This window comes from Phytohabitans maris, assembly GCF_031085175.1.
GTDB classification, from domain to species: Bacteria; Actinomycetota; Actinomycetes; order Mycobacteriales; family Micromonosporaceae; genus Phytohabitans; species Phytohabitans maris.
On sequence record NZ_JAVHUY010000025.1, the window covers coordinates 60,241 to 86,076 of the forward strand.

At 72.0% G+C, this 25,836-nt stretch carries 22 protein-coding genes; 13 read left to right on the plus strand and 9 right to left on the minus strand.

The features are described from left to right. Positions 1 to 40: 40 nt before the first annotated feature. From RB614_RS25230 to RB614_RS25240, 3 genes are all read right to left on the minus strand, one after another. The gene (locus RB614_RS25230) at positions 41 to 1,042 is read right to left on the minus strand and encodes a sigma-70 family RNA polymerase sigma factor (RefSeq protein WP_308715103.1); all 1,002 of its coding nucleotides are present in this window, start codon (positions 1,040 to 1,042) and stop codon (positions 41 to 43) included. 397 nt (positions 1,043 to 1,439) lie between these two features. Further along, complete coding sequence (gene murQ, locus RB614_RS25235; protein WP_308715104.1) at positions 1,440 to 2,375, minus strand: N-acetylmuramic acid 6-phosphate etherase; 936 nt, start codon at positions 2,373 to 2,375, stop codon at positions 1,440 to 1,442. Next, a complete protein-coding gene (locus tag RB614_RS25240; protein WP_308715105.1) occupies positions 2,372 to 3,286 on the minus strand; it encodes a MurR/RpiR family transcriptional regulator in 915 nt (304 codons plus the stop codon). Before RB614_RS25240 ends, murQ begins: the two co-directional genes overlap by 4 nt. Before the next feature lie 170 nt (positions 3,287 to 3,456). On the opposite strand from RB614_RS25240, the gene RB614_RS25245 reads away from it, so the two are divergent. Next, positions 3,457 to 4,137 (plus strand): SDR family NAD(P)-dependent oxidoreductase, encoded by a 681-nt coding sequence (locus RB614_RS25245; RefSeq protein ID WP_308715106.1) that lies wholly within the window; start codon positions 3,457 to 3,459, stop codon positions 4,135 to 4,137. Here the strand turns inward: RB614_RS25245 and RB614_RS25250 are convergent. After that, positions 4,122 to 4,778, minus strand: a complete 657-nt coding sequence (locus RB614_RS25250) for a dTMP kinase (RefSeq protein ID WP_428983108.1) — start codon at positions 4,776 to 4,778, stop codon at positions 4,122 to 4,124. The two genes, RB614_RS25245 and RB614_RS25250, sit on opposite strands and share 16 nt — an antisense overlap. A 180-nt stretch (positions 4,779 to 4,958) precedes the next feature. Here RB614_RS25250 and RB614_RS25255 point away from each other — a divergent pair, with 180 nt between their 5' ends. From RB614_RS25255 to RB614_RS25280, 6 genes are all read left to right on the plus strand, one after another. Next, positions 4,959 to 5,771 (plus strand): SigB/SigF/SigG family RNA polymerase sigma factor, encoded by an 813-nt coding sequence (locus RB614_RS25255; RefSeq protein WP_428983109.1) that lies wholly within the window; start codon positions 4,959 to 4,961, stop codon positions 5,769 to 5,771. Positions 5,772 to 5,989: 218 nt separating this feature from the next. Beyond that, on the plus strand, positions 5,990 to 6,538 hold the full coding sequence (locus RB614_RS25260; RefSeq protein WP_308715107.1) for a nucleotidyltransferase: 549 nt from the start codon (positions 5,990 to 5,992) through the stop codon (positions 6,536 to 6,538). Continuing rightward, on the plus strand, positions 6,535 to 6,780 hold the full coding sequence (locus RB614_RS25265) for a hypothetical protein (RefSeq protein ID WP_308715108.1): 246 nt from the start codon (positions 6,535 to 6,537) through the stop codon (positions 6,778 to 6,780). The genes RB614_RS25260 and RB614_RS25265 overlap by 4 nt, the downstream gene beginning before the upstream one ends. Next, positions 6,777 to 7,511: a metallophosphoesterase family protein gene (locus RB614_RS25270; protein ID WP_308715109.1), complete on the plus strand. Its 735-nt coding sequence runs from the start codon at positions 6,777 to 6,779 to the stop codon at positions 7,509 to 7,511. Before RB614_RS25265 ends, RB614_RS25270 begins: the two co-directional genes overlap by 4 nt. Before the next feature lie 42 nt (positions 7,512 to 7,553). Then, on the plus strand, positions 7,554 to 7,697 hold the full coding sequence (locus RB614_RS25275; protein ID WP_173041606.1) for a GPGG-motif small membrane protein: 144 nt from the start codon (positions 7,554 to 7,556) through the stop codon (positions 7,695 to 7,697). 157 nt (positions 7,698 to 7,854) lie between these two features. Next, on the plus strand, positions 7,855 to 8,730 hold the full coding sequence (locus tag RB614_RS25280) for an MHYT domain-containing protein (RefSeq protein WP_308715110.1): 876 nt from the start codon (positions 7,855 to 7,857) through the stop codon (positions 8,728 to 8,730). On the opposite strand, the gene RB614_RS25285 is transcribed toward RB614_RS25280, so the two are convergent. Then, entirely contained in the window at positions 8,703 to 9,482 is a 780-nt protein-coding gene (locus RB614_RS25285) for a peptidoglycan DD-metalloendopeptidase family protein (protein ID WP_308715111.1), read from the minus strand. The genes RB614_RS25280 and RB614_RS25285 overlap by 28 nt on opposite strands. Positions 9,483 to 9,595: 113 nt before the next feature. On the opposite strand from RB614_RS25285, the gene RB614_RS25290 reads away from it, so the two are divergent. The 6 genes from RB614_RS25290 (at position 9,596) to RB614_RS25315 (ending at position 16,775) form a co-directional block, all read left to right on the plus strand. Then, complete coding sequence (locus RB614_RS25290) at positions 9,596 to 10,315, plus strand: HD domain-containing protein (RefSeq protein ID WP_308715112.1); 720 nt, start codon at positions 9,596 to 9,598, stop codon at positions 10,313 to 10,315. Between the two features lie 125 nt (positions 10,316 to 10,440). After that, the gene (locus RB614_RS25295; protein WP_308715113.1) at positions 10,441 to 11,784 is read left to right on the plus strand and encodes an ABC transporter substrate-binding protein; all 1,344 of its coding nucleotides are present in this window, start codon (positions 10,441 to 10,443) and stop codon (positions 11,782 to 11,784) included. Positions 11,785 to 11,969: 185 nt separating this feature from the next. Beyond that, the gene (locus tag RB614_RS25300) at positions 11,970 to 13,022 is read left to right on the plus strand and encodes a carbohydrate ABC transporter permease (RefSeq protein WP_308715114.1); all 1,053 of its coding nucleotides are present in this window, start codon (positions 11,970 to 11,972) and stop codon (positions 13,020 to 13,022) included. Between the two features lies 1 nt (position 13,023). Then, positions 13,024 to 13,989 (plus strand): carbohydrate ABC transporter permease, encoded by a 966-nt coding sequence (locus RB614_RS25305; RefSeq protein ID WP_308715115.1) that lies wholly within the window; start codon positions 13,024 to 13,026, stop codon positions 13,987 to 13,989. Between the two features lie 100 nt (positions 13,990 to 14,089). Further along, positions 14,090 to 15,109 carry a LacI family DNA-binding transcriptional regulator gene (locus tag RB614_RS25310; protein WP_308715116.1) on the plus strand — a complete coding sequence of 340 codons (1,020 nt, stop codon included), beginning with the start codon at positions 14,090 to 14,092 and terminating at the stop codon, positions 15,107 to 15,109. 4 nt (positions 15,110 to 15,113) lie between these two features. Continuing rightward, positions 15,114 to 16,775: a glycoside hydrolase family 13 protein gene (locus tag RB614_RS25315; protein WP_308715117.1), complete on the plus strand. Its 1,662-nt coding sequence runs from the start codon at positions 15,114 to 15,116 to the stop codon at positions 16,773 to 16,775. On the opposite strand, the gene RB614_RS25320 is transcribed toward RB614_RS25315, so the two are convergent. The 4 genes from RB614_RS25320 to xylA form a co-directional block, all read right to left on the minus strand. Further along, positions 16,753 to 18,174 carry an MFS transporter gene (locus RB614_RS25320; RefSeq protein ID WP_308715118.1) on the minus strand — a complete coding sequence of 474 codons (1,422 nt, stop codon included), beginning with the start codon at positions 18,172 to 18,174 and terminating at the stop codon, positions 16,753 to 16,755. The two genes, RB614_RS25315 and RB614_RS25320, sit on opposite strands and share 23 nt — an antisense overlap. 261 nt (positions 18,175 to 18,435) lie before the next feature. Next, a complete protein-coding gene (locus tag RB614_RS25325) occupies positions 18,436 to 23,067 on the minus strand; it encodes an AAA domain-containing protein (protein WP_308715119.1) in 4,632 nt (1,543 codons plus the stop codon). A 43-nt stretch (positions 23,068 to 23,110) separates the two neighbouring features. Next, positions 23,111 to 24,508, minus strand: a complete 1,398-nt coding sequence (gene xylB, locus RB614_RS25330; protein WP_308715120.1) for a xylulokinase — start codon at positions 24,506 to 24,508, stop codon at positions 23,111 to 23,113. Positions 24,509 to 24,575: 67 nt separating this feature from the next. Continuing rightward, complete coding sequence (gene xylA / locus RB614_RS25335) at positions 24,576 to 25,763, minus strand: xylose isomerase (RefSeq protein ID WP_308715121.1); 1,188 nt, start codon at positions 25,761 to 25,763, stop codon at positions 24,576 to 24,578. Positions 25,764 to 25,836: the final 73 nt, after the last annotated feature.

Genomic DNA, 25,836 nt, shown 5'->3' on the forward strand with positions numbered 1-25,836 from the left:
CGGACACCGGCCGCTCAGCGGGCAGATGGTGGGGTGTGTGTCAGGCGGCCTGCAGGCCCTCGGCCCGAGCCAGCTCGCGCAGCCGGCCCAGCGCCTGGATCTCCAGCTGGCGGATCCGCTCGCGGGAGAGCGAAAAGCGCGAGGCGACCTCGGTGAGCGAGTGCTCGCGCCCGTCCTCCAGGCCGTAGCGGGCCCGCATGATGCCGGCCGACCGGTCGTCGAGGTGATTGAGCAGGCCCTCGATCCGCTGCCGCTCGAGGGCGGTCAGCACGACCTCCTCGGGCGACGGCGCGTCGCTGTCGGCCACCAGGTCGCCCAGGTTGGTGTCGCCGTCGTCGCCGACCGGCGTGTCCAGCGACACGGTGTCCTGCGACCAGCGGACCAGCTCGTGCACCCGCTCCACCGGCACGCCCAGCGCCACCGCGATCTGCTCCGGCTCCGGGTCGGAGCCGAGCTCGCGGGTGAGCTGGCGAGCCACGTTACGCATCCGGTTGACGTCTTCGACCAGATGCACCGGCAGCCGCACGGTGCGCTCCTGCTGGGCGATCGCCCGGCTGATGGCCTGGCGGATCCACCACGTGGCGTAGGTCGAAAACTTGAAACCGCGCTCGTAGTCGAACTTCTCCACGGCGCGCACCAGGCCGGTGTTGCCCTCCTGGATCAGGTCGAGCATCGGCATGCCCGACCGCACGTAGCGACGGGCGATCGAGACGACCAGCCGGAGGTTGGCCCGGATGAACAGGTCCTTGGCGCGCTCACCCTCGAAGACGATGCGCTCCAGCTCCTCCTGGCCCACGCCCTTCGGGATCTCGCCCTCGTCGAGCAGGTGCTCGGCGTACAGTCCGGCCTCGATGGCCTTCGACAGATCGACCTCGGTAGCGGCGTCGAGCAGTGGCGTCCGGGAGATCTCGTGTAGGTAGACGCCAACCAGGTCGCGCTCTTCGGCGACCTCGTCGGTGCGCATCACCACGCTGCTTTCCACGTTGCTCACGATCCCCTCGTTCACCCCTGTTGCTCTCTTGCCTGCGGTCCCCACGTCCATCAGCCCTCCCCCGTAACTTCCGCTATCCCCCGCGGTGCTGACACCTACACAACAGATGAGACGCGTAAGGGATTCCATCTGCTGAGTCGAAAGTGTCACGAATGCCTGAGTACTAGCTGAGAGCGCGGTGCATAGTTGCTGTGCACTGCCCTCATCAGGGCGTTCGGGGTCCGACCCGGTGGCGGATTGGGCGGCCACTGCGCATACTTCGCCCGAATAATGACAACATCCGGGCTCCATCATGTGCAGCGATCCGGGTCACTACCTGTCTGCGATCCTCGTCACTTCACAGTACGCACGTACGCCGACGCCGGTTCACTGTCGGATCAAGGATTACCCCGCACGCCATCCCACATAACTCCGGCCTACCCGGCGCCCATCCCAGCCGTGACCGGCGTCACGCCCGGCCGTCCGCCAGCAGGCTGAGCGCGCCGCGCACCTGGCCGGTCGAGCGGGCCAGCGCGCCCCGCGCCTCCGCCACGCTCGCGCCGGAGACGAGCGCCACGAGGGCGACCTTCAGGTCACCGTCGGCACCGGCGAGCGCCCGGCGGCAGGCCTCCTCGCCGTACCCGGTGGCCTCCTCCAGGATGGAGATCATCCGGCCGCGCAGCTTGGCGTTGGTGGCGACCATGTCGACCATCAGGTTGGAGTAGACCCGGCCGAGCCGCACCATCACCGCGGTGGAGAAGGCGTTCAGCACCAGCTTTTGCGCGGTCGCCGCCTTCATCCGGGTGGAGCCGCTCACCACCTCCGGACCGGTGTCCACGCCGATGAAGACGTCCACCTCGGCGGCAGCGGCCGCGTCCGGGTCGGCGGTCACCAGTACGGTGCCGGCCCCCGCCGTCCGGGCGGCGCGCAGGGCACCCAGCACGTACGGCGTACGCCCGCTGGCGGCCAGCCCCACCACGAGGTCGCTGGCGCGTACGCACTCGGCCGCCTCGCGCGCGCCGGCCTCGCCGTCGTCCTCGGCATCCTCGACCGGCCGGAACACCGCACCCGTGCCGCCGGCGAGGTGGGCGCAGAACCAGTCCTCCGGCGAGTTGAACGTCGGCGGAAGCTCGGCCACGTCGAGCACGCCGAGCCGCCCGGAGGTACCCGCGCCGAAGTAGTGCACCCGGCGGCCGGAACGGATCGCGGCGACCGCCAGGTCGACGGCGGCCGCGATCTCGTCGAGCACCGCCGCCACCGCCGTCGGCACGGTGCGGTCGGCGTCGTTGATGACCCGGACCACCTCGCGGGTGGAGAGCAGGTCGAGGTCGACGCTGTCCGGGTTGCGGCGCTCGGTCGGCGAGCCGACCCGGACGACCGCCCGCCTGTCCGCCTCCGCTGTCACCGGGACCGCCGCGCCCCGCCCACGCGGTGGGTCTGCACGGCCTCGGCGGTGACCTCGAGCGCGCGGCGCGCCTTGGTCCGGTTGCGGGCCGCGACGCCGACGAAGAGGCAGTCGACGACGGTCAGCTGGGCCAGACGGCTGGCCATCGCACCGGACCGGTACGTGGTCTCGCGCGCGGCCGTGGTGAGCACGAAGTCAGCCACCTCGGTGATCGGGGATCTGGGGAAGTTGGTCAGCGCGACCGTGGTGGCGCCCCGCGCCCGGGCCTGCTGGAGCACCTCGACCACGTCCGAGGTAGTGCCGGAGTGGGAGATGCCGATCGCCACGTCGCCCTTGCCGAGCAGCGCCGCCGAGGTGAGCGCGAGGTGCACGTCCGGCCAGGCGAACGCGGTGCGCCCGATCCGGTGCAGCTTTTGCTGGAAGTCGGAGGCGACGAAGCCACTGGCGGCGGCGCCGTAGATGTCGACCCGGCCGGCCCCGTTGATCGCGTCGACCACCTGCTCGCAGACGGCGGGGTCGAGCTGCTCGGCGGTCTCCTCCACGGCGCGCGCGTCGTTGAACGCGATCGTCGCGATGATCTGGGCCAGGTCGGCGCCGGGCGGGATGTCGCCGCCCACCACCCGGGCGTCCGGCGGCTCGACCCGGCGCGCGGCCTCGGCGGCGAGCCGGATGCGCAGCTGCGGGTAGCCCTCCATGCCGACCGAACGGCAGAAGCGGATCACCGTCGCCTCGGAGGTCTCCGCGGCCGTGGCGAGGTCGGTGATGGTGCGCCGGGCGGCGTCGGCCGGGTCGGCCACGACGAGGCGCCCCACGCGCTGCTCAGCGGGCGACAGCGACGGCAGCAGGCCGCTGATGTGCACGATCAGCCCGCTCGACTCGTGGGTCGCGGAAACCTTCGTCGTTTTCGCCACGGATGAAACTTACTTTCAGAGAGGTGGGACCGTCAACCGTGACCTCGGTATCTGCGACGGTACGCCGCGGACCCCGACATGGCGCTCGGCTTCAGCCGTCCGAGCGGGCCATTCCTGATACACGTTCGGTTCATGCCGGCGTAGCGGGACGGTGGGGATACGGTGTGGCAATGGCCGATCGCACCGTTCTGATCACCGGTGGCACGGGAGGTTTGGGCGGTGCCGTCACGGCCGCCTTCCGCGCGGCGGGATGGCGCACGGTCGTACCCGTCCGAAATCGTCCGCCGCACGGCGGTGACGCCATCTACGTGACCGCGGACGTGAGCGATCCCGCGACGGTCGCGGCGGCGGTGGCCACCGCGGCCGGCGACCCGGCGGCGCCGCTGCGGGCGGTGGTCAACCTCGTCGGCGGGTTCGCGTCGGGCGGGCTGGTGCACGAGACGCCGATCGAGGACTTCGAGCGGATTCTGGCGCTCAACCTGCGCCCCACCTACCTCGTCACCCAGGCCGCGCTGCCGCACCTCGTGGCCGCCGGCGGCGGTGCGGTGGTCTGCGTCTCCTCCCGCGCGGCGGTCTCCCCGTTTCCGCGGGCCGCCGGCTACGTCACCGCGAAGGCGGCGGTGCTCGCGTTCGCGAGTGCGGTGGCCGTGGAGTACAAGGCCAGGGGCGTGCGCTGCAACACGGTGCTGCCGAGCGTCATCGACACCCCGACCAACCGGGAGTCCCGGCCGGACGCGGACACCTCCCAGTGGGTACCGCCGGCGGAGATCGCCACGGTGATCCGCTTTCTCGCCAGCGACGAGTCGGCACCGACCAGCGGGGCGGCGATCCCGGTCTACGGGCGGGCGTAGGTCGGTCCGGTGAGCGCGCCGAGGTGCGCGCCGATCCGGGCGGCCACCTCGTCCGGCGTACCGTTCGCGTCGATCACCACGAAAGTGGCGAATTCCGGCAGTGACCGGTATGCGGCGGTCGACGTGGCCAGGAACTCCTCGCTCTCGTGGTCTTCGGCCCGCAGGTCGATGCGGTGCACCGCCACGGCGGGGTCGACCGCGAGGAAGAAGGTCACGTCCGGCCGGGGAAACAGCGCGTACGCCCGGCGGGCCAGCCACTCGGCCACCCGGCTGCCGTCGTGCGCGCGGATGCTCGCGTACTGGCAGACCGCGTACCGGTCCATGACCGCGACCCGGCCGCGCAGGCGGGAGCGGAGCAGGGCGCGGGCGATCGCGAGCCAGCGGAGCACCGACTCGACCAGGAGCAGCCCCGCCCGGCCGAGCAGCCGCTGGGCGTCGCTGCCCCGGCCGAGGCGCCTGGCCAACCGGCCGAACCAGCGACGGCCACCGGCGTTCTGCCAGTAGGTCGCGGGGAGGCCGGTCTCGGACAACGCGGTGGCCAGCCGGTGGGCCTGCGTGGTCTTGCCGGACCCGTCCACGCCCACCAGTGCGACAACCCGTGGCCGCCCGGTGACAGTGGGCCGAACCCTGGAGTAGATCACGATCACCCACGGTACCCGGGCAGCACAACATCGTACTTTCGGCTAGATTTCTCTGAACCGTTTGGTCTAAGGTGAGATAGCTGATCGGTTAGGCCCCCTTTGCATGATCGGGCAGCACGCGAGACAGCACAGATAGATAGCGCAGACACGAGTCCGGACACAGGTGCAGGGAGGACCACCATGACCGCGACCCACGTGCACCGCACGAAGAGCAATGCCCCCCTGGACGAGCGCCAGGTGACCGATAACGCCGCTGACCTGCTGGCCACGATGGCCTCGATGCCGGCGCACCACCCGTCCCGGGCCAGGGTGCGCGACCAGGTGATCGAGTCGTGGCTGCCGCTGGCGCAGCACCTGGCCAACCGCTTCGCGGGGCGTGGCGAGCCGATCGAGGATCTGGTCCAGACCGCCACGGTCGGGCTGATCAAGGCGGTGGACAAGTTCGACCCGCACCGGGGTGTCGAGTTCGCGGCGTACGCGATTCCCACCATCATCGGTGAGATCAAGCGTCACTTCCGCGACCGCACCTGGGACATCCGGGTCCCCCGCCGCCTCCAGGAGCTGCGACTGAGCATCTCCGAGGCGACGAGCACGCTGCTGCAGGCGCTCGGCCGCTCGCCGACGGTCGCCGACATCGCCGGCCACATCGGGATCAGCGAGGAAGAGGTGCTGGAAGGGCTGGAAGGCGCCCGGGCGTACAACGCGGTGTCGCTCTCCATGCCGACCAGCGACGGCGACCGCGCCACCGAGCTCGGCGACATGCTCGGCAGCGAGGACAGCGAGTTCGAGCTCGCCGAGCTGCGGGTCGCGCTCGGGCCGGCCCTGGCCGCGCTCGACCAGCGCGAGCAGAAGATCCTGACGCTCCGCTTCTACGGCAACATGACCCAGTCGCAGATCGCCGACCAGATCGGCGTCTCCCAGATGCACGTGTCCCGGCTCCTGGCCCGGGCACTCGCCAAGCTCCGCGGCCACCTCGGCGAAGACGCCGCCTAGGCAAAGACGCCGCCCAGGCAGTCGCCGCGCCACAGACGCTCGACGGCGGTTCGCCGTGCGAGCGAGCCGCACGGGCGGACCGGTGTGTCTCTATGAAGGGGCAGAGGTCACACCGGTCCGTCCGTGCGCGCGTGCGTACCCAGGCCGTGGCGTGTCAACCGGTTGCCACCCGGGTATCTGTACTGCCTCCCCCGGAGCGAACTACCTGAGGAGCCTTCATGGGCGTCGATGATGGACTGCTCGTCACACTCAAGCGTGTCGCTGCCACGCTGAAGCAGGCAGAGGTCCCCTTCGCCCTCGGCGGCAGCTTCGCCGTGTACGCGCACGGCGGCCACTCCGGCGACCACGACGTCGACTTCCTGATCCGCCAGGAGGACGTGGAGCGGGCGCTGGAAGCGTTGGTGGCGACCGGTTTCCGGGCCGAGCGTCCGCCGGAGGACTGGCTGGTCAAGGTCTACGACGACGAGGGCCGGATGGTCGACCTGATCCATCACCCCCTGGACACGCCGGTGACCGAGGAGACGCTCGCCGACACCGTCCCCCGGGTCGTCGACGCGATCGTCATGCCCTGCGTGACCGCCACCCAGCTGATGATCCACAAGCTGCTGAGCTTCACCGAGCACTACTGCGACTTCACCCGCGGCCTGCCGCTGGCCCGGTCCCTGCGCGAGCAGATCGACTGGGACCGGGTACGCAAGGAGACCGCGCAGTCGCCGTACGCGGAGGCGTTTCTCCTGTTGCTCGAACGCCTGGAGGTGGTCGCATGATCGACGAGTACGTGGAGGCGGCCGTACAACGGCTGTTGACCGAGCACGCGGGCCTCGCCGAGCAGGGCATATCGGTGACCCGCCGGGAGCACACGATGATCCTCTTTGGCGAGGTGGAGAGCCCCGCCCGCCGGGACGAGATCGTGCGGCTGGTCGAGGAGCACTTCCCCGACGTACCCCTCTGGGTGGACATCGGCATCACCCGCGCGAACGCACCGACCGAGCCGGAGGACCTGCCGTGAACGACCGAAACGACCCGCCGGTTCGCATCGCGGCGGTCGGCGACGTCCACATGGACCAGGACGTGCTCGGCCGCTTCCGTCCGGCGCTGGAGCAGCTGGCCGAGCAGGCCGACGTGCTGCTGCTCGCCGGCGACCTGACCCGGCACGGCACCGAGGCCGAGGCGCGCTGCGTGGCACAGGAGTTCGGCCACGTGGGCGTGCCGGTGGTCGCCGTGCTCGGCAACCACGACTACCACTGCGACCAGGTCGACAAGGTGGTGAACGTGCTCGCCGACGAGGGCGGCATCACCGTCCTGGAGGGAGACAGCACGGTCGTGGAGACGCCCACCTGCCGGATCGGCGTGGCCGGGGCGAAGGGCTTCGGCGGCGGGTTCGCCGGGCGGTGCGCGAGCGAGTTCGGCGAACCGGAGATGAAGGCGTTCGTCCGGACCACGAGCGCGGTGGCCGACCGGCTCGGCGCGGCGCTGCGCGAGCTCGACTGCGACCTGCGGGTGGCGCTGACCCACTACGCGCCGGTACCGGACACGCTGGCCGGTGAGCCGCCGGAGATCTACCCGTTCCTCGGCTCGTACCTGCTGGGCCAGGCCATCGACTCGGCGCCGACCGCGCTGGCCGTGCACGGGCACGCGCACGCGGGCAGCGAGCGGGGCGCGACACCGGGCGGCGTACGCGTGCGAAACGTCGCGCATCCGGTCATCAAGCAGGCATACAGCGTCTTCCGGCTGGGCTGAGTAGAGGTTTCTGCCGGCGAGGCCGGGGGTACCTCACCAGACATGGAATTTCTTCTGTGGATTCTCGCAGTCGTGCTCGTGGTTGCCGGCGTCCTGGCGCTGTTCCGCCGGCAGGTCCTGTGGGGCATCGTCCTCATCATCGTCGGGCTGCTCGTGGGCCCGGGCGGCGTCAGCATCTTCACCTAACCGATCGAGGCGCCGCGCACCACGACGCCCGCGGCGCGCTCCGAGCGATCTGGGCGACTTACGGCCACCCCCAACGGCCGCGGGTCGCCCAGATCTCTGTAAGGGGCGCACAACCTGTGCGCCTGGACAGCCTCCGCGGCGTGCCTCAATCACTGGTGTGGCGCAGATCCATCACCTGACGTACGGGGCCGTGAACCCCATCGTCGCGTACCTCATCGCGTTTGTCGGCTCGCTGCTCGGTCTGGTCTGCACGGCCCGGGCGCGGGCGGCCCGGCACCGCCGCCGGCGCACCCGCTGGCTGGTCCTCGCCGCGATCACCATCGGCGGGGCGGCGCTCTGGCTCATGCACTTCACCGCCATGTTCGGCTTCGACGTGCCGGACAGCCCGGTCCGCTACAGCCCGTGGCTCACCATGGCCAGCCTCGTCGTCGCGGTCGTTACCGCCGGCGCCGGCCTCTTCGTCGCCGGCCGTGGCCCGGCGAGCGGTGGCCGCGTCGTCCTCGGCGGCCTGCTCATCGGTGCCGGCGCGGTCGCGATGCACTACACCGCCATGGCCGCGGTGCGGGTGGCCGGCCGCATCGAGTACGACGGCGCGCTCGTCGGCGTCTCCACCCTCGTCGCCGTCGCGGGCGCGACCGCGGCGCTCTGGCTGGTCGTCGCGGTGCGCGGCTGGCCGGCGGTCATCGCCGGCGCGTTCGTGCTCGGGCTCGGCGTCTGCGGCATGCACTACGCTGGCATGGCCGCGATGCGGGTACGGCTCTGGACGCCCGGCGAGACCCGGGTGGAAGGGCTCAGCCCGTCGCTGCTGATCGTGCCGATCACGGTGCTCGCCGCGGTGACGCTGATCGGTGTGGCGTTCAGCGCGCTGCAGGCGATGACCGAGGAGGAGTTCGCCGACGACCGGTGGCCCACCTCCCGCGCCGCCGGCCGGCCGGCGCCGGTGGACCCGACCGTCCAACTCGGACAGCGCCCCTGGTCGGTGCGCGCTGTCCGGGCGATCGAGGGTCAGCAGCGGGGGACGCTCGGGATGTAGCCGTCGTAGCCGGTGTAGACGTACGCGTCGGAGACGAACCGGTCGGTGCCGATGCGGTCCCAGATGTCGCTCGTGCCGTACGTGCCGGTGACCGTGGTGCCGGCCGTCTGGCAGTAGATGGTGACGGTGGCGCCGTCGGCCACGGTGCCGACCGCGCTGTAGCCGGTGCCGGGTCCGGATCGGACGGTCAGCGGCGAGCCGGCCGTGTCGACCGTGCCGGACCCGGTGTTTCCGCCCGAGCAGGCGTTGTCGCTCGTGTACGTCTTCGTGCCCCAGTAGAGCGCGAGCGCGCCGTTGAACCGGATCTGGATGTCGGCGCCGTCCAGGCGCTGCTCGTAGTGCAGGTGCGGCCCGGTCGAGCCGCCCGTGGTGCCGACGTAGCCGATGACGCTGCCGTAGCCCACCGTCTGTCCAACGGAGACGTTGAAGCCGTTGAGGTGCGCGTAGTACGTGGTGTAGCCGCTGCCGTGGTTGATCCGCACGTACTTGCCGTAGCTGGTGTCGCCCAGGTCGGTGACCCGGTCCACCGTGCCGGGCGCGCTGGCCACGACCGGGTCGCCCTGGTCGTCGGTGCGGTTGAAGTCGATGGCGTTGGCGGGGCTGTGGTTGGTGCGGGTCTGACCGGACCACGACTGTCCACAAGGGAACGGGACCTTGAACGCCGGTGCGGCCTGCGCCGGGCCGGGCCCGACGACGACCACGGCGGCCGCGGTGACGGTCACGGCGAGGAGACGGAACGCGCGTCGAGCCATCGATGTCCTCCTGCGTCGAAAACCTTCCTACATGCGCGGGAGTTTGACAGAAAGCTTCATCGAGCGGAAGACGGGACGGTGGAAATTGGCGTGATCCGGTATACCTGGAGCCCATGGCGTCCCCGGCGTACCTCACGACCATGCCGCTGCACGCGATCACCGAGATCTACGGGGAAGACGGCCTGCGGCAGCGGTTCGCCCTGGAGGTCGCCCGCTTTCCCGCGCCCGACCGGGAGCGGCTGACCGAGGCACTGGAGCTCGCCGCGCACCTGCACCGCGACGACCGCCGGGTCCGCGAGCCGTACCTCAACCACCTGCTCCGGGTCGCGATCCGGATCATGTCGCACTACGGGGTCGACGACATCGACGTGATCGTGGCGGCGCTCCTGCATGACGCGGTCGAAGACCACCCCGACGAGCTGGGCGGCGACACCGAGACGGCGCTCGCCGAGCTGGCCCGGCGGTTCAACCCGCGGGTCGCCGACCTGGTCCGCGCGGTGACCAACCCGGCGTACGACCCGGACCGCGACCGCCACGAGCAGTACCGGGCACACGTGGCGGAGAGCCTCGACCGCGACCCGTGGGCACGGGTGATCAAGGTGTCCGACTTCACCGACAACGGCGTGGGCGTCATCCACACGACCGGGCCGAAGGTGCGCAGCTCGGCGACGAAGTACCGGCCGCTCGTGCCGGTATTCCGGGAGCTGGTCAGCCGGCCCGACACGCCGCTGTCCGGGCCGGCCAAGGCCCACATCATGGACCAGCTCGACCTCGCCGAGAGCCGGTTCGCCGCCATCCTCGACGGCAGTGGAAGCGCTCCCGACGTTTCCTAATCGTTACGGCTTCTTTGCTGGAGAGCCTGGACGATGGGTCGTGCAAGCGCTTACATGTGTACACGCCCCTAGTCGGGACCGGCACGTGAGCCAAACGCACCGTGCCGGCGAGGAAGGAGGACGGCATGGCGGTCTTTCCAAGACGACGCCAAGCCATCGTGATCGCCACCGTGGTCGGGTTGGCGCTCAGCGCCACCGCGTGCGGGGACGACAGCGGAAGCGGAAGTGGCAACGGAAGCTCGGCGGAGTGCTCCGCCTTCGAAAAGTACAGCGGTAACGACGGCAAGAAGGTCACCATCTACGCGTCCATCCGCGACACGGAGGCCGACCTGCTCGAGCAGTCGTGGGAGTCGTTCACCGACTGCACCGGTATCGAGATCGACTACGAAGGCAGCGGCGAGTTCGAGGCGCAGCTGCAGGTGCGCGTGGACGGCGGCAACGCGCCGGACATCGCCTTCATCCCCCAGCCCGGCCTGCTGGCCACGTTCGCCAACGCCGGCAAGCTCAAGGCCGCGCCGGCCGACACCAAGGCGTCGGCGGAGGCCAACTACCCGGCCGACTGGCTGAAGTACAGCACCGTCAACGGCACGTTCTACGGGGCGCCGCTCGGCTCCAACGTGAAGTCCTTCGTGTGGTACTCGCCGAAGACGTTCCAGGAAAAGGGCTACACGGTCCCCAAGACGTGGGACGAGCTGATCGCGCTCAGCAACAAGATCGCGGACAGCGGTGAAAAGCCGTGGTGCGCGGGCATCGAGTCCGGTGACGCCACCGGCTGGCCGGCTACCGACTGGCTGGAAGACCTCATGCTGCGCACGCAGACGCCCGAGGTCTACGACCAGTGGGTCACCCACCAGATCCCGTTCAACGACCCGAAGGTCGCCACCGCGCTCGACAAGGCCGGCGAGATCCTCAAGAGCGACAAGTTCGTCAACGCCGGGTTCGGCCCCGTGAAGAGCATCTCGACCACCTCGTTCCAGGAGGCGGGCCTGCCGATCCTGGACGACAAGTGCTACCTGCACCGCCAGGCGTCCTTCTACGCCAACCAGTGGCCGCAGGGCACCAAGGTGGCCGAAGACGGCGACGTGTTCGCCTTCTACTTCCCGGCCGTCGACCCGAGCAAGGGCGAGCCGGTGCTCGCGGCCGGTGAGTTCACCGTCGCGTTCGCCGACCGTCCCGAGGTCCAGGCGGTGCAGAACTACCTGGCCACGCCCGAGTACGCCAACTCCCGGGCCAAGCTCGGCAACTGGGTCTCGGGCAACCGGGGCGCGGACATCAACAACTTCAGCAACCCGATCGACAAGCTGTCGGTCCAGATCCTCCAGGACCAGAGCAAGGTGCTCCGGTTCGACGGTTCCGACCTGATGCCGTCGGCCGTCGGTGCCGGCACCCTGTGGCGGGGGATGGTCGACTGGATCAACGGTAAGGACACCGCCAGCGTGCTCTCCAGCGTCGAGAGCTCCTGGAAGTAACGCATAGCCGGCCGGGCCCACCCCCGGGGGGTGGGGGGGGGCCGCCCCGCCCCCCCCCGGGGGCGGGTTGCCGTGGGGGTGTGTTGGCCCAACCGCACCCTGAACCCCCCGCCAACCCCCCCCCCGCCGGCCCCCCCCCCCCGGGGTGCGGGGGCGGCCCCGGCCGATCCCCCTCGGGAGGGCGGATGGACTTCGCGGATATTTCCCCCAAGCTCACCGTACTGGTGTACGGCCTCGTCGCGTTCGCGGTGGTCGTCGGTGGGCTCCTGCTGCTGCTCGACGTCGTACCCACCTACTTCGCCCGGCGGCGCGAGCGCCAGCTCATCGCGGTCGCCGCGGGCGACGTACCGGCGCCACCCTCGGGCCGACTGCGCAAGCCCCGTGAGTTCGGGTACGCGTTCTTCTTCCTCCTCCCGGTCGTGGTGTTGCTGCTGATCGGGCTGGTGGTACCGGTGGTCCGCACGCTCGTGCTGTCGCTGAAGAACGGCGACGGCTCGGAGTGGGTGGGCCTTTCCAACTACGGCTGGCTGTTCAGCAACGGCGACATCCTCAACGTGCTGTGGAACAGCCTTCTCTGGGTCGTGCTGGTGCCGCTGGTGGCGACCACGGTCGGGCTCCTCTACGCGGTGATGGTCGACCGGGCCCGCTTCGAGGCGGTGGCCAAGTCGCTGATCTTCCTGCCGATGGCCATCTCGTTCGTCGGCGCGAGCATCATCTGGCGCTTCGTGTACGCGTACCGCGGCGAGGGGCAGGACCAGATCGGCCTGCTCAACCAGATCGTCGTCTGGCTGGGCGGCACCCCGCAGCAGTGGCTGCTCGAGTCGCCGCTCAACACGCTGCTGCTGATCGTGGTGATGGTGTGGATCCAGGCCGGCTTCGCCATGGTGATCCTCTCGGCCGCGATCAAGGCGATCCCGGGCGACATCGTCGAGGCGGCGCGCCTGGACGGGGTCACCGCCTGGCAGATGTTCTGGCGGATCACGCTCCCCAGCATCCGGCCCGCCCTGATCGTCGTGATCGTCGCCATCACCGTGGCGACGATGAAGATCTTCGACATCGTCCGCACGATGACCAACGGCAACTACGACACGAACGTGATCGCGCTGGAGATGTACAACCAGGCGTTCCGCTACCAGGAGACCGGGCAGGGGTCGGCGCTGGCCGTGTTCCTGTTCATCCTGGTGATCCCGATCGTCATCTTCCAGATCCGCAACCTGCGCCGGCAGCGGGAGGGCTGACATGGCAACCACGACTCCCGTGCTCCCGGCCACCACCTCCGCCGAGGCGATGCCCAAGACGGTCGCCGGGCGGGTCCGCCGGCGGCTCAACACCCGCGCGGCCACGGTCATCTCGATCCTCATCGCGCTGCTGTGGACGGTGCCGACCTTCGGCCTGTTCATCTCGTCGCTGCGCCCCGAGGACGCGATCAAGACGACCGGCTGGTGGACGTTCTTCAGCGACCCGAAGCTGACGCTGGAAAACTACAACGAAGTCCTCTTCGGACAGTCGGCCTCCTCCGGCCAGCTGGCCAACTACTTCGTCAACTCGCTGGTCATCACGATCCCCTCGGTGCTGTTTCCGGTGGCGTTCGCCGCGATGGCGGCGTACGCGCTCTCCTGGATCCAGTTCCGCGGCCGGGAGTGGATCTACATAGGGATCTTCGCGCTGCAGATCGTGCCGCTGCAGATGGCGCTCGTACCGCTGCTGAGCTTCTTCTCCCGCGGCGTCTCGCTCGCCGGCATCACGCTGATGCCGGCGTGGCAGCTCGAAGACGAGCAGAAGTTCATCCAGGTGTGGTTCGCGCACACCTGCTTCGCCCTGCCGTTCGCCGTGTTCCTGCTGCACAACTTCGTGTCGCAGCTGCCCGGCGAGCTGATGGAGGCGGCGCGGGTCGACGGGGCCAGCCACCCGAAGATCTTCCGCACCATCGTGCTGCCGCTGATCACGCCGGCGCTGGCATCGCTGACCATCTTCCAGTTCCTCTGGGTCTGGAACGACCTGCTCGTGGCGCTCATCTTCGCCGGCGGTGGAGACGAGACCGCCCCGCTGACGGTACGGCTGGCGGAGCTGGCCGGCACCCGCGGCAACGAGTGGCAACGGCTGACGTCCGGCGCGTTCGTGTCGATCGTCATCCCGCTGATCGTCTTCCTCTCCCTCCAGCGGTACTTCGTCCGGGGTCTCCTCACCGGCAGCGTGAAGGGCTGATACGCCATACGCGGGTGGGCGGCCTCGGCCGCTGCGAGCGAAGCGAGCCAGCAGGGCCCGCGCCGCCCACCCGCAGCGATCACCCACGAGGAGGGCGCGCGTGACGAAGATCGATGATGTCGCGCGGCTGGCCGGCGTATCGACGGCCACCGTTTCCCGGGCCCTGCGTGGCCTGCCCACCGTCTCCCAGGCGACCCGTGACCGCGTGCTCGCGGCCGCCGCCCAGCTTGGCTACGCCGCCTCGCCCAGCGCGTCCCGGCTCGCCGGCGGCAAGACCGGAGCGGTCGCGGTGGTCGTGCCGCGGATCACCCGGTGGTTCTTCGCGACCGTGGTGGAGGCGGCCGAGGAGGCGCTCCACCGGGGCGGGTACGACCTGCTGCTGCACAACCTCGGCGGCAGCGAGACCGAGCGGCAGCGGCTGCTGTACACCGCCGCGCTGCACAAGCGGGTGGACGCGCTGATGCTGGTGGCCACGCCGCTGCAGGGGCCGGACCTCCACGCGGTCACCAGCCTCGCCCTGCCCGGCGTCACGGTCAGCTCCGGCACCGGCGTACCCGGGTGGCCGAGCATCCGGATCGACGACGTCGCGGCCGCGCGGACCGCGACCACCCACCTGATCGAGTGCGGCCACCGCCGGATCGCGCACATCTCCGGCGATCCCGCCGACGAGCTGGCCTTCACCACCCACATCGACCGCCGGCGCGGTTACCGCGAGGCGCTCGGCGCCGCCGGCATCACGCCCGACCCCGCGCTCGACGTCGAGGAGGAGTTCACCGTCGCCGGCGGCGAGCGCGCGGTGGCCGAGCTGCTGCGGCGCGGCACCCCGCCGACGGCGATCTTCGCGGCCTGCGACGAGATCGCGATGGGCGCGATGGCGGGGCTGCGGCAGGCGGGGCTCAAGGTGCCGGCCGACGTCAGCGTGATCGGCATAGACGACCATGACCTGGCCGGTGTGGTAGGGCTCACAACCGTGGCCCAGCCCGCGGCCGAGCAGGGCCGCCTGGCGGCAAACGTCCTTCTTACTCCGCTGACCGGCGGCGACTACCCGGGAGAGGAAACCGTGATCCTGCCAACTCGCTTGATCGTCCGCGAATCGACCGCGCCACCTCGGGCAAACTAGAACGATGCCTGAGTGGATCGCACCCCACGAAGACGCTCCGCTGCGCTCCACGTCTACGCGGGGACCCCGCACCAACGACTGGTGGCGCGACGCGGTCATCTACCAGATCTACCCGCGCTCCTTCGCCGACTCCAACGGCGACGGGATCGGCGACCTGCCCGGCATCACCGCGAGACTCGACCACCTCGTCGATCTCGGTGTCGACGCCGTCTGGCTCTCGCCCTTCTACCCCTCGCCGCAGGCGGATGCCGGCTACGACGTGTCCAACTACCGGGACGTGGATCCCATCTTCGGCCGCCTCGACGACGCCGACAAGCTCCTCGCCGCGGCTCGCGAGCGGGGGCTGCGGGTGATCGTCGACCTGGTGCCCAACCACACCTCCAGCGAGCACCCGTGGTTCAAGGCCGCGCTCGCCGCCGGCCCGGGCAGCCCGGAGCGGGCCCGCTACGTCTTCCGCCCGCACAAGCCCAACAACTGGCAGAGCACGTTCGGCGGGCCTGCCTGGACCCAGGTGCCCGACGGCGAGTGGTACCTGCACCTGTTCGACGCGGGGCAGCCCGACCTCAACTGGGACCACCCCGAGGTGCGCGCCGAGTTCCGTGACGTCCTGCGGTTCTGGCTCGACCGCGGCGTCGACGGCTTCCGGGTCGACGTGGCGCACGGCCTGATCAAGCAGGCCGACCTCGCCGACTGGCACTACCCGGTCGAGCCGCTCTCCGGCCCCGCCATGGAGGGCATCCGGCCGCCGATGTGGGACCAGGACGGCGTACACGACGTCTACCGCGACTGGCGGCGGGTGCTGGACGAGTATCCGGGCGAGCGGATCCTCGTCGCCGAGGCGTGGGTGTCACCGTCCGAGCGGCTCGCGGCGTACGTGCGCCCCGACGAGATGCACCAGGCGTTCAACTTCGAGTACCTGGAGGCCGCCTGGACCGCGGCTGCCCAGTTCGAGGTGATCAGCCGCTCGCTGGAGGCCAACGGCACGGTCGGCGCGCCGACGACGTGGGTGCTCTCCAACCACGACGTGCTCCGCCACGCCTCCCGCCTCGGCCTGCCGATCGGCACCATGCGCCCGCGCGGCATCGGCGCCGGCGACCCGCAGCCGGACCCGGTGCTCGGCCTGCGCCGGGCCCGCGCGGCGACGCTGCTGATGCTCGCCCTGCCCGGCTCGGCCTACCTGTACCAGGGCGAGGAGCTGGGACTGCCCGACCACACCACGATGCCCGACGAAGCCCGCCAGGACCCGATGTTTCGGCGCACCCACGGCGAGCAGAAGGGGCGCGACGGCTGCCGGGTGCCGATCCCGTGGGAGAGCCACGCCCCGTCGTACGGGTTCGGCCCGTCCGAGCGCACCTGGCTCCCCCAGCCACCGGTCTGGGCCGACCTCGCGCTCGACAAGCAGCGCGGGGTGCCCGGCTCGACATACGAGCTGTACCGGGCGGCGCTGCGCCTGCGGGCCCAGCACGGGCTCGGCGGCGGCTCGCTCAGCTGGACCGAGGGCCCCGACGGCGTGCTGGCCCTGCAAAACGGCGACGTCTACGTGCTGACCAACTTCGGCGGTACCCCGGCCCCACTGCCCACCGGCGCCCGTCCGCTGATCAGCAGCGAGCCGCTCGCCGCCGACGGCACGGTGCCGACCGACGTCACGGTGTGGGCCGCGGTGTAGCCGGCTCCCTCCGCTCGGCGCGGGCCTCCAGCAGTTCGTGGACGGTGGCGATGTCCGCCGGCGAGCTGCGGGAGGCCCGCCAGTACATGAGGCCGGTGGGGATGAAGAAGAGCTGGAAGAAAGCGAGCCCGACCGCGTAGTTCAGCGGCGGCGGAAACGGGCCCTGCAGGGCCCGGAAGGCGACACCGGCCAGGCCGTTGCCGACCGCGCGGCCCGCGCCGTTGGTGAGGTTGCCCAGGCTGTACACGGTGCCGCGGTGCTCGGGCGGGTTGACGTCGGCGATGAGCGCGTACCAGTTCGGCGAGTTGGCCGAGGTCAGCGCCAGCGCGACCAGCGCGGTGAGCAGGCTCAGCCCCACGGTCGGCTCGGTCACCACGCTGGACAGTACGGCCCGGACCGCCGCGCCGGCGCCGGCGCCGTCGGGAACGTCGATGCGGATCGGCACGAAGAAGAGCACGAGGTACAGCGGTACGGCGGCAAGGATGCCGACCGCCGCCACCATGGCCCGCCCACCGGGGTCGCGCCGCTGCAGCCGGTCGCCGACCAGCCCGCCGATGATGGAGAAGCCCGCCCCGAGCTGGAACAGCGTGGCGAAGACGCTCCCCACCACGATCGCGGTGTCGTCGCTGTACCCCTGCTGCTCGGCCCGCTCCCGGAAGAGCACCGGCAGCCACACCAGCGACCCGAACGCCACCTGCGCGGTCAGGCCCTGGAGCACCAGCCAGAAGTTGGTCCGCCGGCGCAGGATGCCGGGCAGGTCGGCGCGGCTGATCCGGTAGTCGTACTCCCCGCCGTGCGCGATCACCCCGGCGAGCTCGGGGTCGCTCTGGCCGCGCCGCACGTCGTAGGTGAAGACGTACGCCAGCGTGGCCGCCAGCCCGACCACGGTGAGCACGAGGAACGGCACCCGCCAGTCGTGCCGCCCGAGCAACCCGCCGACCAGCGTGCCGGCGAGCGTGCCGATCCCCTGCGACAGTCCCCAGAAGCTCATCACCAGCCCGCGGTGGCGGGGCGCGATCAGGTCGCTGACCACCGAGAAGCCGACCGAGGCGATCGCGCCCAGCCCGACCGCGGCGATGATCTGGGCGGCGAAGAACGCGGCGTAGCCGCCGCTCACCGCCGTGCCGGCCGCGCCCGCCGCCCAGACCAGCGTCCCCACCATGAGCAGCGGCTTGCGGTGGTGCCGATCCCCCGTGTACGCCCAGGCGACGGCGGCGACCGCGCTGACCAGGAAGGTGATCGCGGTGACCAGGCCGATGGCGCTCTCGGCCACCCCGAACGAGTCGCTGATGCTGCCGTAGAGCGGCGGCACGAGCCCGATCGCCACGTTGTCGAGCGAGGCGAGCACCACGAAGACGGCGACGCTGTAGATCCGGTGCCCCCGCCCGCCGCTGCTCATGACCGCACACAACCAGCGCAAGATAACGAAGAGGTAGCGCCACGCCGGCCGAGCTTGATCATGGATTTCCGGGGAGTCTAGGGCAGGCGGTGCGGCCGGGACTCGATCGCGCGGCGGACCGCCCGGGACACCTGGCCGAAGACCACGCCGTCGCGCGTCTTGAGGAGCATGACCGGTCCTGTGCCCAAGTCTCCGTAACCCACCGTGATGGTCAGCAGGGCCCGACCGACCCGGCGGCCGGTCAGTGATCGCGACTTGTCCCTACGGCCGACCCGCCCCGAGCGACCCCGCCGCTCCCTTGGTGAGGACCAGGCCGAGCTCGCCGGCGCGGTCCCAGACCGGGCGCATCGCGGCCTCCGGGTCGCGGTGGAAGACGCTGGCCCGCAGGCGTACGAAGACGCAGTTGCCGACCCGCTCCAGGATGGCCTGGCGGCGCAGGTCGTGGGCGAACGCCTCGGCGCCGTGGTAGGTGTCGCCGTCGCACTCGATGGCCAGGCGGCGGCCGTCCGGGGCGGCGACCATGAAGTCGACCTTGAACGTGCCGATCCGGAACTGGGGCACCGCGCGCAGCCCGGCCGCGACCAGCCGGCGGTGCACCGCGCGCTGGAACTCGGTCGCCGGCTCGCCACCCACCTCGGGGGGCGCGGGCGGGCGCTGGGCGTACGCGAGCAGCGCCGCGCGGGCGTCGTCGGGGTGCAGGTCGGCGAGGGTGACGGAGTGGAAGAGCCACATCTGGTCGCGGGCCCGGGAGGCGGCGACGTTGATGCGGCGGTGGAAGTCGCGTTTGGTGAACGCGCCGATCGCGGCGTCCGCCGAGGAGACCACCATCGAGGCGAGCACCACGTCGCGCTCGTCGCCCTGGAACGTGTACGGGTCGCCGACCCGCAGCTCGCGGCGCTCCAGCTCTTCGGGGCCGATCTCCTCGCGGAGCCGGTGCTGGAGGTACGCCGCCTGCCCGCTGCCCGACAGCAGGCTGACCACGCCGAGCGTGTGCCCGGTGTAGGTGGGGTCGGCCACGATCGCCGCCACCCGGGCGACCAGGGCCTCCGCCTCGGCGATGTTGACCTCGCCGTACTCGGGGAGCGTCACCCGCTTGCCGTCCGGCACGTGCTCGGCCACCACCGAGCGGTCGAGGCCGCTGCGGGCGGCGCGGAGCGGCTGGATCTTGCCGTCGTAGTAGACGGCGCTGGAGAAGCCGATGATCTCGGGCACGCTGCGGAAGTGCTCGGTGAGCAGGATGCGCTGCGGCGAGCGGCGTACGGCGTGGTCGTAGAGGCTGCTCTCGGTGTCGAAGTGCTCCGCCGACGGCACTCCGGCCGGGTGCAGGTGGGTGGCGACCAGCGCGTTGACCCGGTCGGTCGGCACGCCGACGAGCTGCGGGCCGATCTGCTGGTCGTCGCCGACCACGACCGCGCGGCGGGCGAGGGTGAGCACCGGCAGCGCGAAGAGGTCTGCCTGGGACGCCTCGTCGACGATCACCACGTCGAAGACCGGCGCGTGCCCCGGGAACTGCTCCAGCGCCCGGTCGATCGACATGATCCAGACCGGTACGGCGGTGACCGCCTCGGACATGGCCCGCTGGGCGGCGGCCTGCCAGTGCGCGGCGCTCTTGCCGGTGCCCTTGCCGATCTTGCGGAGCGCGGCGGTCCAGTCGGCGAGGGCCGCCTTGCGCCGGTCGTCGAGGGAGAGCGCCACCTCCAGCCAGGCCGAGGTGACGACCAGGTCACCGGTGAGCCGGCGGATCTGGTCGCGGGCCCGCTCCAGCCGGCGCCCGAAATCGGCGCCGTCGACATCGCCGACCACCTCGTCGAACCAGGTCTGCGCCTGCCGCCACTGCCACGCCCGGAGCGCTCCCGCGCCGTCGAAGGAAGCCGCCCCGCTCGCGCCGGCGGAAGCAGTGCCGCCCGAAGAAGCCGCGCCGGGGGCGGCACCGGCTCCGCCGGGGAAAGCGGCGCCCGCGGCAGCACCGCCGGAGGAAGCCGCGGGCCCGGCAGCACCAGCGCTGCCACAAGAAGCCGCGCCGGCGCCGCCGGACGCAGCCGCAGCGGTGCCGCCCGGAGAAGTCGCGCCGGCGCCGCCGACGGAGGTGGCGGCCGCGTCGATCGCGGCGGCCCACTGCGGGGCTACGGCGGCGAGGCGGGCGTGTAGGGCGGCGTAGCGGGTGGCGTCCGGCCGCAGTGTCCACAGTCGACGGATCTCGGCCAGCGCCGCGTCCCAGCCGGCGAGGTCGTCGCGGTCCCAGGCGGCGGCGAGCGCCTGGATCTGTGGCGACTCGGGCGCGAACCGGTGCAGCCACTCGGCCATCGCGGCCCGCTCGGCCTCCAGCCGGTCGGCGAGCAGGACGTTGCCGGCGGCCTCGACCGCACCGGCCAGCTCGGCGATCTGCCGGGCGTCCACGTCGCGGGGGCAGCGGGGGAACACGGTGACCAGCGTCGCGTGCAGCTCCGGCCAGCGGTGGCTCTCCCACTCCAGCGCGGACACGGCCGAGGAGAGCAGCCGCCCCGCCCACAGCTCCGGCTCCCCGCCACGCCCGCCCGGCGAAACGCCACGCCCGCCCGGCGAAACGCCACGCCCGCCCGGCGAAACGCCGCGGCCGTCCGGCGAAGCACCGCGCGCGTCCAGCGAAGCACCAGGCCCGCCGGGCGAAACGCCGCGCCCGCCCGGCGAAACGCCGCGGGAGGACGGCGGAGCGGCGGCGTCCACTGTGGAGGTCGGCACGGGCACGTCGAGCCGCGTGCGCCACTCGTCCCACCGGGCGGCGAGCTGCTGCCGCAACTGCTCGCGCTCCACGGTGGCCACCACGAGGTCGACGTCGTCGGTGGTGCGCAGCGGCTCGCCGTCTACCTGTACCTCGGACACGAGCCGGGCCAGCTCGGCGTGGGTGAGTCGGCGCACCGCCTTGCCGGCCGCGTACCGGGCGCGGATCTCGGAGAGCTGGGAGAGCAGGCGGCGGGGCTGCGTCGAGTACGGCTCGGGGATCGTGACCCGCCGCCCGGCCACGAACGCGGTGCGCTGCCCCAGCTCGCCGAGGAGCTGCTGGCAGGCGGCCACGTGGCCGTCCCACACCGCGCGCCAGCTCGGGTCGCGGATCAGCTGGCCGAGGCGGTCGGTCCAGCTCCCCTCGCGGCGGGTCAGCTCGTCGGCCGCCCCGCGCAGGGCGGCGGCCAGCTCGTCGACGACCGTGGGCCCGTGTTCGCGTACTCCCGCTATGGCCATGCCGCGGTCTCGCAGCGCGTCGACCACCTTGCGTGCGTCGCGCAGCGCGTCCCTCCGCGCGGCGACCGCTTCCCCGGTCGGAAGCTGGCCATCGGCGGGCAGGGGTCCGAGCGCGGCGGCGCGGTCGGCGGCGGTCAGCCGCCGCGCGAGATCGGCGAGTACGGCGAACTCGGCGGCCTCCAGCGGCGGCGGCGTGCCCGGCGGGATCGGGTCCGGGACCAGCGCGTCGGCCTCGTGCCGGCGCAGCCACTCGCCGACCTCGCCGGCGCTGCGCCCGTCGTAGCGGCGGGCCTCCCGCTCGGCCGCGGCGAGCAGCTCGGCCCGGGCGGCCGCGAACCCCTCCTCGGCCGCCGCCACCTCGGCGACCAGCTGACGCACCCAGGCCGCCTCCGCCTCACTGTCCAATGTGGCCGCGCGGTCGGCGAGCTCGCGGGCGGCGACCTGCAGCTGCACGAGCTGGTCGGCGGAGCGGCCGAGCACCGCCAGGCAGAGCGGCTGGATCTCCTCGGGCAGCCCGTCGCGGAGCACCCGCAGCGGGTCCTCCTTCTGGGCGAGCACGAGCACCCGCTTGCCGTGCGCGACCAGGTGGCAGATGAGGTTGCGGATCGTGTGCGTCTTGCCGGTGCCGGGTGGACCCTGCACGGCGACGTTGCGGTGGGCGGCCAGCCGGCGGGCGATCGACTCCTGCGCGTCGTTGGTGGCCATCGGCATCAGCAGCCGCTCGCTGGTGCGGTCCCAGGCCTCCGCGTCGTCGTCGGGCATGCGCAACCGGCTCGGCTCGTGGGCGAGCACCCCGGCGAGCGCGCCGACCTCGAGGCTCCCGCCGGTCAACCGCTCGCGCAGGGCTTCGAGGAAGCGGCGGACCATGCGCTGGCGCGGCCGGACGAACAGGACGCCGGTGTCGACGACGGTGTCCGGCTCCAGGCCGAGCCGGCGGGTGGCGCGGCGGGCGAAGTCGAGCCGTTCGGCCGCGTCCCACGGGTCGATGTCGACCTGGCCGCCGGTGCCGCCGAGGTCGAGCAGGTCGGCCACCCGGCGCCCGTCGAGGTCGCCGAGCGCGTCGACCTGGATGCGTGGCGGGCCCTGCGGGGTCACCGAGACGGTGGTGGAGTCCGGGTCGTACTCGATCGCGACCGGCGTGGCCAGCAGCGGGTAGTGGATGTCGCGGTGGCGCAGGACCAGGTGGCCCCAGACCAGCTCGACCCGGGCGGCGTCGATGTCGACCCGGTACCGCAGGTCGTAGAGGCGGTCGTGCAGCCGGCGGGTCACCTCGGCGAGCTGGTGCTCGCGGGCCCACGGCTCCCACTGGCCGTCGCGCCACTCGGTGAACGCGGTCTCCACCTCGGGCGCGACCTCGCCGATCGTGGGCGGCGACACCGTCGAGAGGTCCCAGACCAGGTGGCGCAGGAGCGGGGTGGGGATCGAGGGCGGGTCGGGCGGGTCCGGCCGGCCGACCCGCAGCCAGCTGCCGCCCGGCTTGAACGGGCCGACCCCGCACTCGACGTGGGCCGGCAGGTCGTCCTGCCAGAACGCGTCGGCGGCCGGCACGGCCCGCACCGGCTTTTCCAGCAGGGCGCGGACGGCCAGCAGGTATTCGGTGAGCGCGACCGCCCGCGCGTGTACCGCCGGCGGCGAGTCGCCGCCGGCGGTCTGCTCGGTGTCGCCCAGCGCGGTCATACCCATCGACGGTAACCCGCCGGTGCACCGCCGCGCCCGTTGATCAAGCGGTTCGGTCGATCACGTGTTCGCGCGCCTCGGCGTACCGGTCGCGGATCGCCGGGACCGCCTCGCCCTCGTACGCCTCGACCGCGCCCGTGGACCAGGCCGGTGGCTCGTCGCCGCCGAGCGCGACCCAGGCGGCCTGGCGAGCGGCGCCGTCGGCCACATACTCACCCGGGGGCGGCACGACCACGGGAGCGCCGAAGACCTCGGGCGCGATCCGGCGTACCGCCTCGGAGCGGGCGCCGCCGCCGACCAGGATCACCCGGTTGACCACCGCACCCTGCGCCACCAGGGCGTCGAGGCCGTCGGCGAGCGCGCAGAGCATGCCCTCCACCGCCGCCCGGGCCAGGTGGGCCGGGGTGGAGGTGCCGAGCGTCAGCCCGTGCAGGGCGCCGGTCGAGTTCGGACGGTTGGGGGTGCGCTCGCCCTCCAGGTACGGCACGAGGCAGAGCCCGCCGGCCCCGGGTGGTGCGCTCAGCGCCAGCCGGGACAGCGCGGGATGGTCGACGCCGAGCAGCGCCGCGACCGCGTCCAGTACCCGGGCCGCGTTGAGCGTGGCGACCAGGGGCAGGAAGCGCCCGGTGGTGTCGGCGAATCCGGCGACCGTGCCGCTCGGGTCGGCGGCCGGCTTTTCCGCGACGCTGAACGCCGTACCCGACGTGCCGATCGAGACCAGCACGTCGCCGGGAAGCGCGCCGGCGCCCAGCGCGGCCGCGGCGTTGTCACCCGCGCCCGGGCCGAGCGGAGCGCCGTTCGGCAGGCTGCCGGCGACACCGGTCGGGCCGAGCACCTCGGGCACCAGCGGCTCCCGCCCGAACGCCCGCCGGAGCAGGTCGAGGCGGTACTCCCCGGTGGGCGTCGACCAGTAGCCGGTGCCGCTGGCGTCGCTGCGGTCGGTGCGCAGCGCGTCGAGGCTCCCGGCACCGGCCAGCTTCCAGGTCAGCCAGTCGTGCGGCAGGCAGACGGCGGCGGTGCGCTCGGCGTTGGCCGGCTCGTTGCTGGCCAGCCAGCGCAGCTTGGTGATGGTGAACGAGGCCACCGGCACCAGCCCGACCGCGTCCGCCCACGCCTTGCCGCCGCCCAGCTCCTCGATCAGCTCGGTGGCCGCGCCGGCGGAGCGGGTGTCGTTCCAGAGCAGGGCCGGCCGCACCACCTCGCCGCCCTCGTCGAGGCAGACCATGCCGTGCTGCTGCCCCGCCACCGAGGCCGCCGCCACGTCATCGAGCCCGCCGGCCGCGGAGATCGCCGTGGAGAGCGCCGCCCACCAGGCTGCGGGATCCACCTCGGTCCCGTCCGGATGCGAGGCCCGCCCCTCCCGAACGAGCACACCGGTCTGCGCGTCCCGGACAACCACCTTGCACGACTGCGTCGACGAATCCACTCCCGCGACGAGCATGCCGTCCCTCCCCTTTCGACGGTGCCGGCCGGGGCCCGTGCGGGACCCCGACCGGGTGGGTCAGGCCTCAGCGGGCGCCGAGCGCGTGGTCGGCCATCAGCTGGTTGAGGCGGACGAAGCCGTAGCCCTGGGCGCCCTTGGCGTCCGGGTCGAAGTCTTCCCAGGCGGTGCGGTCGGCCAAGAGGTCGGCGACCGTCTCGCCCGCGCCGAGCGTGGGCTGGGACAGCTCGGCCACCTTGGCGGCGGCGAGCGCCTCCCGCACCTCGGGATCCGCCCGGAACGCCGTGGTGCGCTCCTTGAGCAGCAGGTACATCCGCATGTTGGCCTTGGCCGACTCCCACACGCCCGCATAGTCCTCGGTGCGGGACGGCTTGTAGTCGAAGTGGCGCGGCCCCTCGTACGCCGGGGCGCCGTCCGGGCCGCCGTGCTCCAGCAGGTCGACCAGCGCGAACGCGTTGAGCAGGTCGCCGTGGCCGAAGACCAGGTCCTGGTCGAACTTGATGCCGCGCTGCCCGTTGAGGTCGATGTGGAAGAGCTTGCCGGCCCAGAGCGCCTGGGCGATGCCGTGCGCGAAGTTGAGCCCGGCCATCTGCTCGTGGCCCACCTCGGGGTTGAGGCCGACCATGTCGCCGTGGTCGAGGCTGGCGATGAACGCGAGCGCGTGCCCCACCGTCGGCAGCAGGATGTCGCCGCGCGGCTCGTTGGGCTTGGGCTCCAGGGCGAAGCGCAGGCCGTAGCCACGGTCGATCACGTACTGCGCGAGCGTGTCGACGGCCTCCCGGTAGCGGTCGAGCGCGGCCCGCACGTCCTTGGCCGCGTCGTACTCCGCGCCCTCGCGGCCGCCCCACATGACGAACGTCTGCGCGCCGATCTCGGCGGCCAGGTCGATGTTGCGCAGCACCTTGCGCAGCGCGTAGCGCCGGACCGAGCGGTCGTTGCTGGTGAAGCCGCCGTCCTTGAACACCGGGTGGGTGAACAGGTTGGTGGTGACCATCGGGACGACCAGGCCGGTCTCGTCGAGCGCCTTGCGGAAGCGGGAGATGACCTCGTCACGGCTGGCGTTGTCGGCGCCGAACGGCACGAGGTCGTCGTCGTGGAACGTCATGCCGTAGGCGCCCAGCTCGGTCAGCTTGTGCACGGCCTCGATCGGGTCGAGGGGAGCGCGGGTGGCGTCACCGAAGGGATCGCGGGCCGGCCAGCCCACGGTCCAGAGGCCGAAGGAGAACTTGTCGGCGCGGGTCGGCTGGACAGACATATGAGACCTCCACGTAACATCCGCGATTTGTTCAACGGTTGAATTATTTGCCTCCGCTATGGCACTGTCAAGG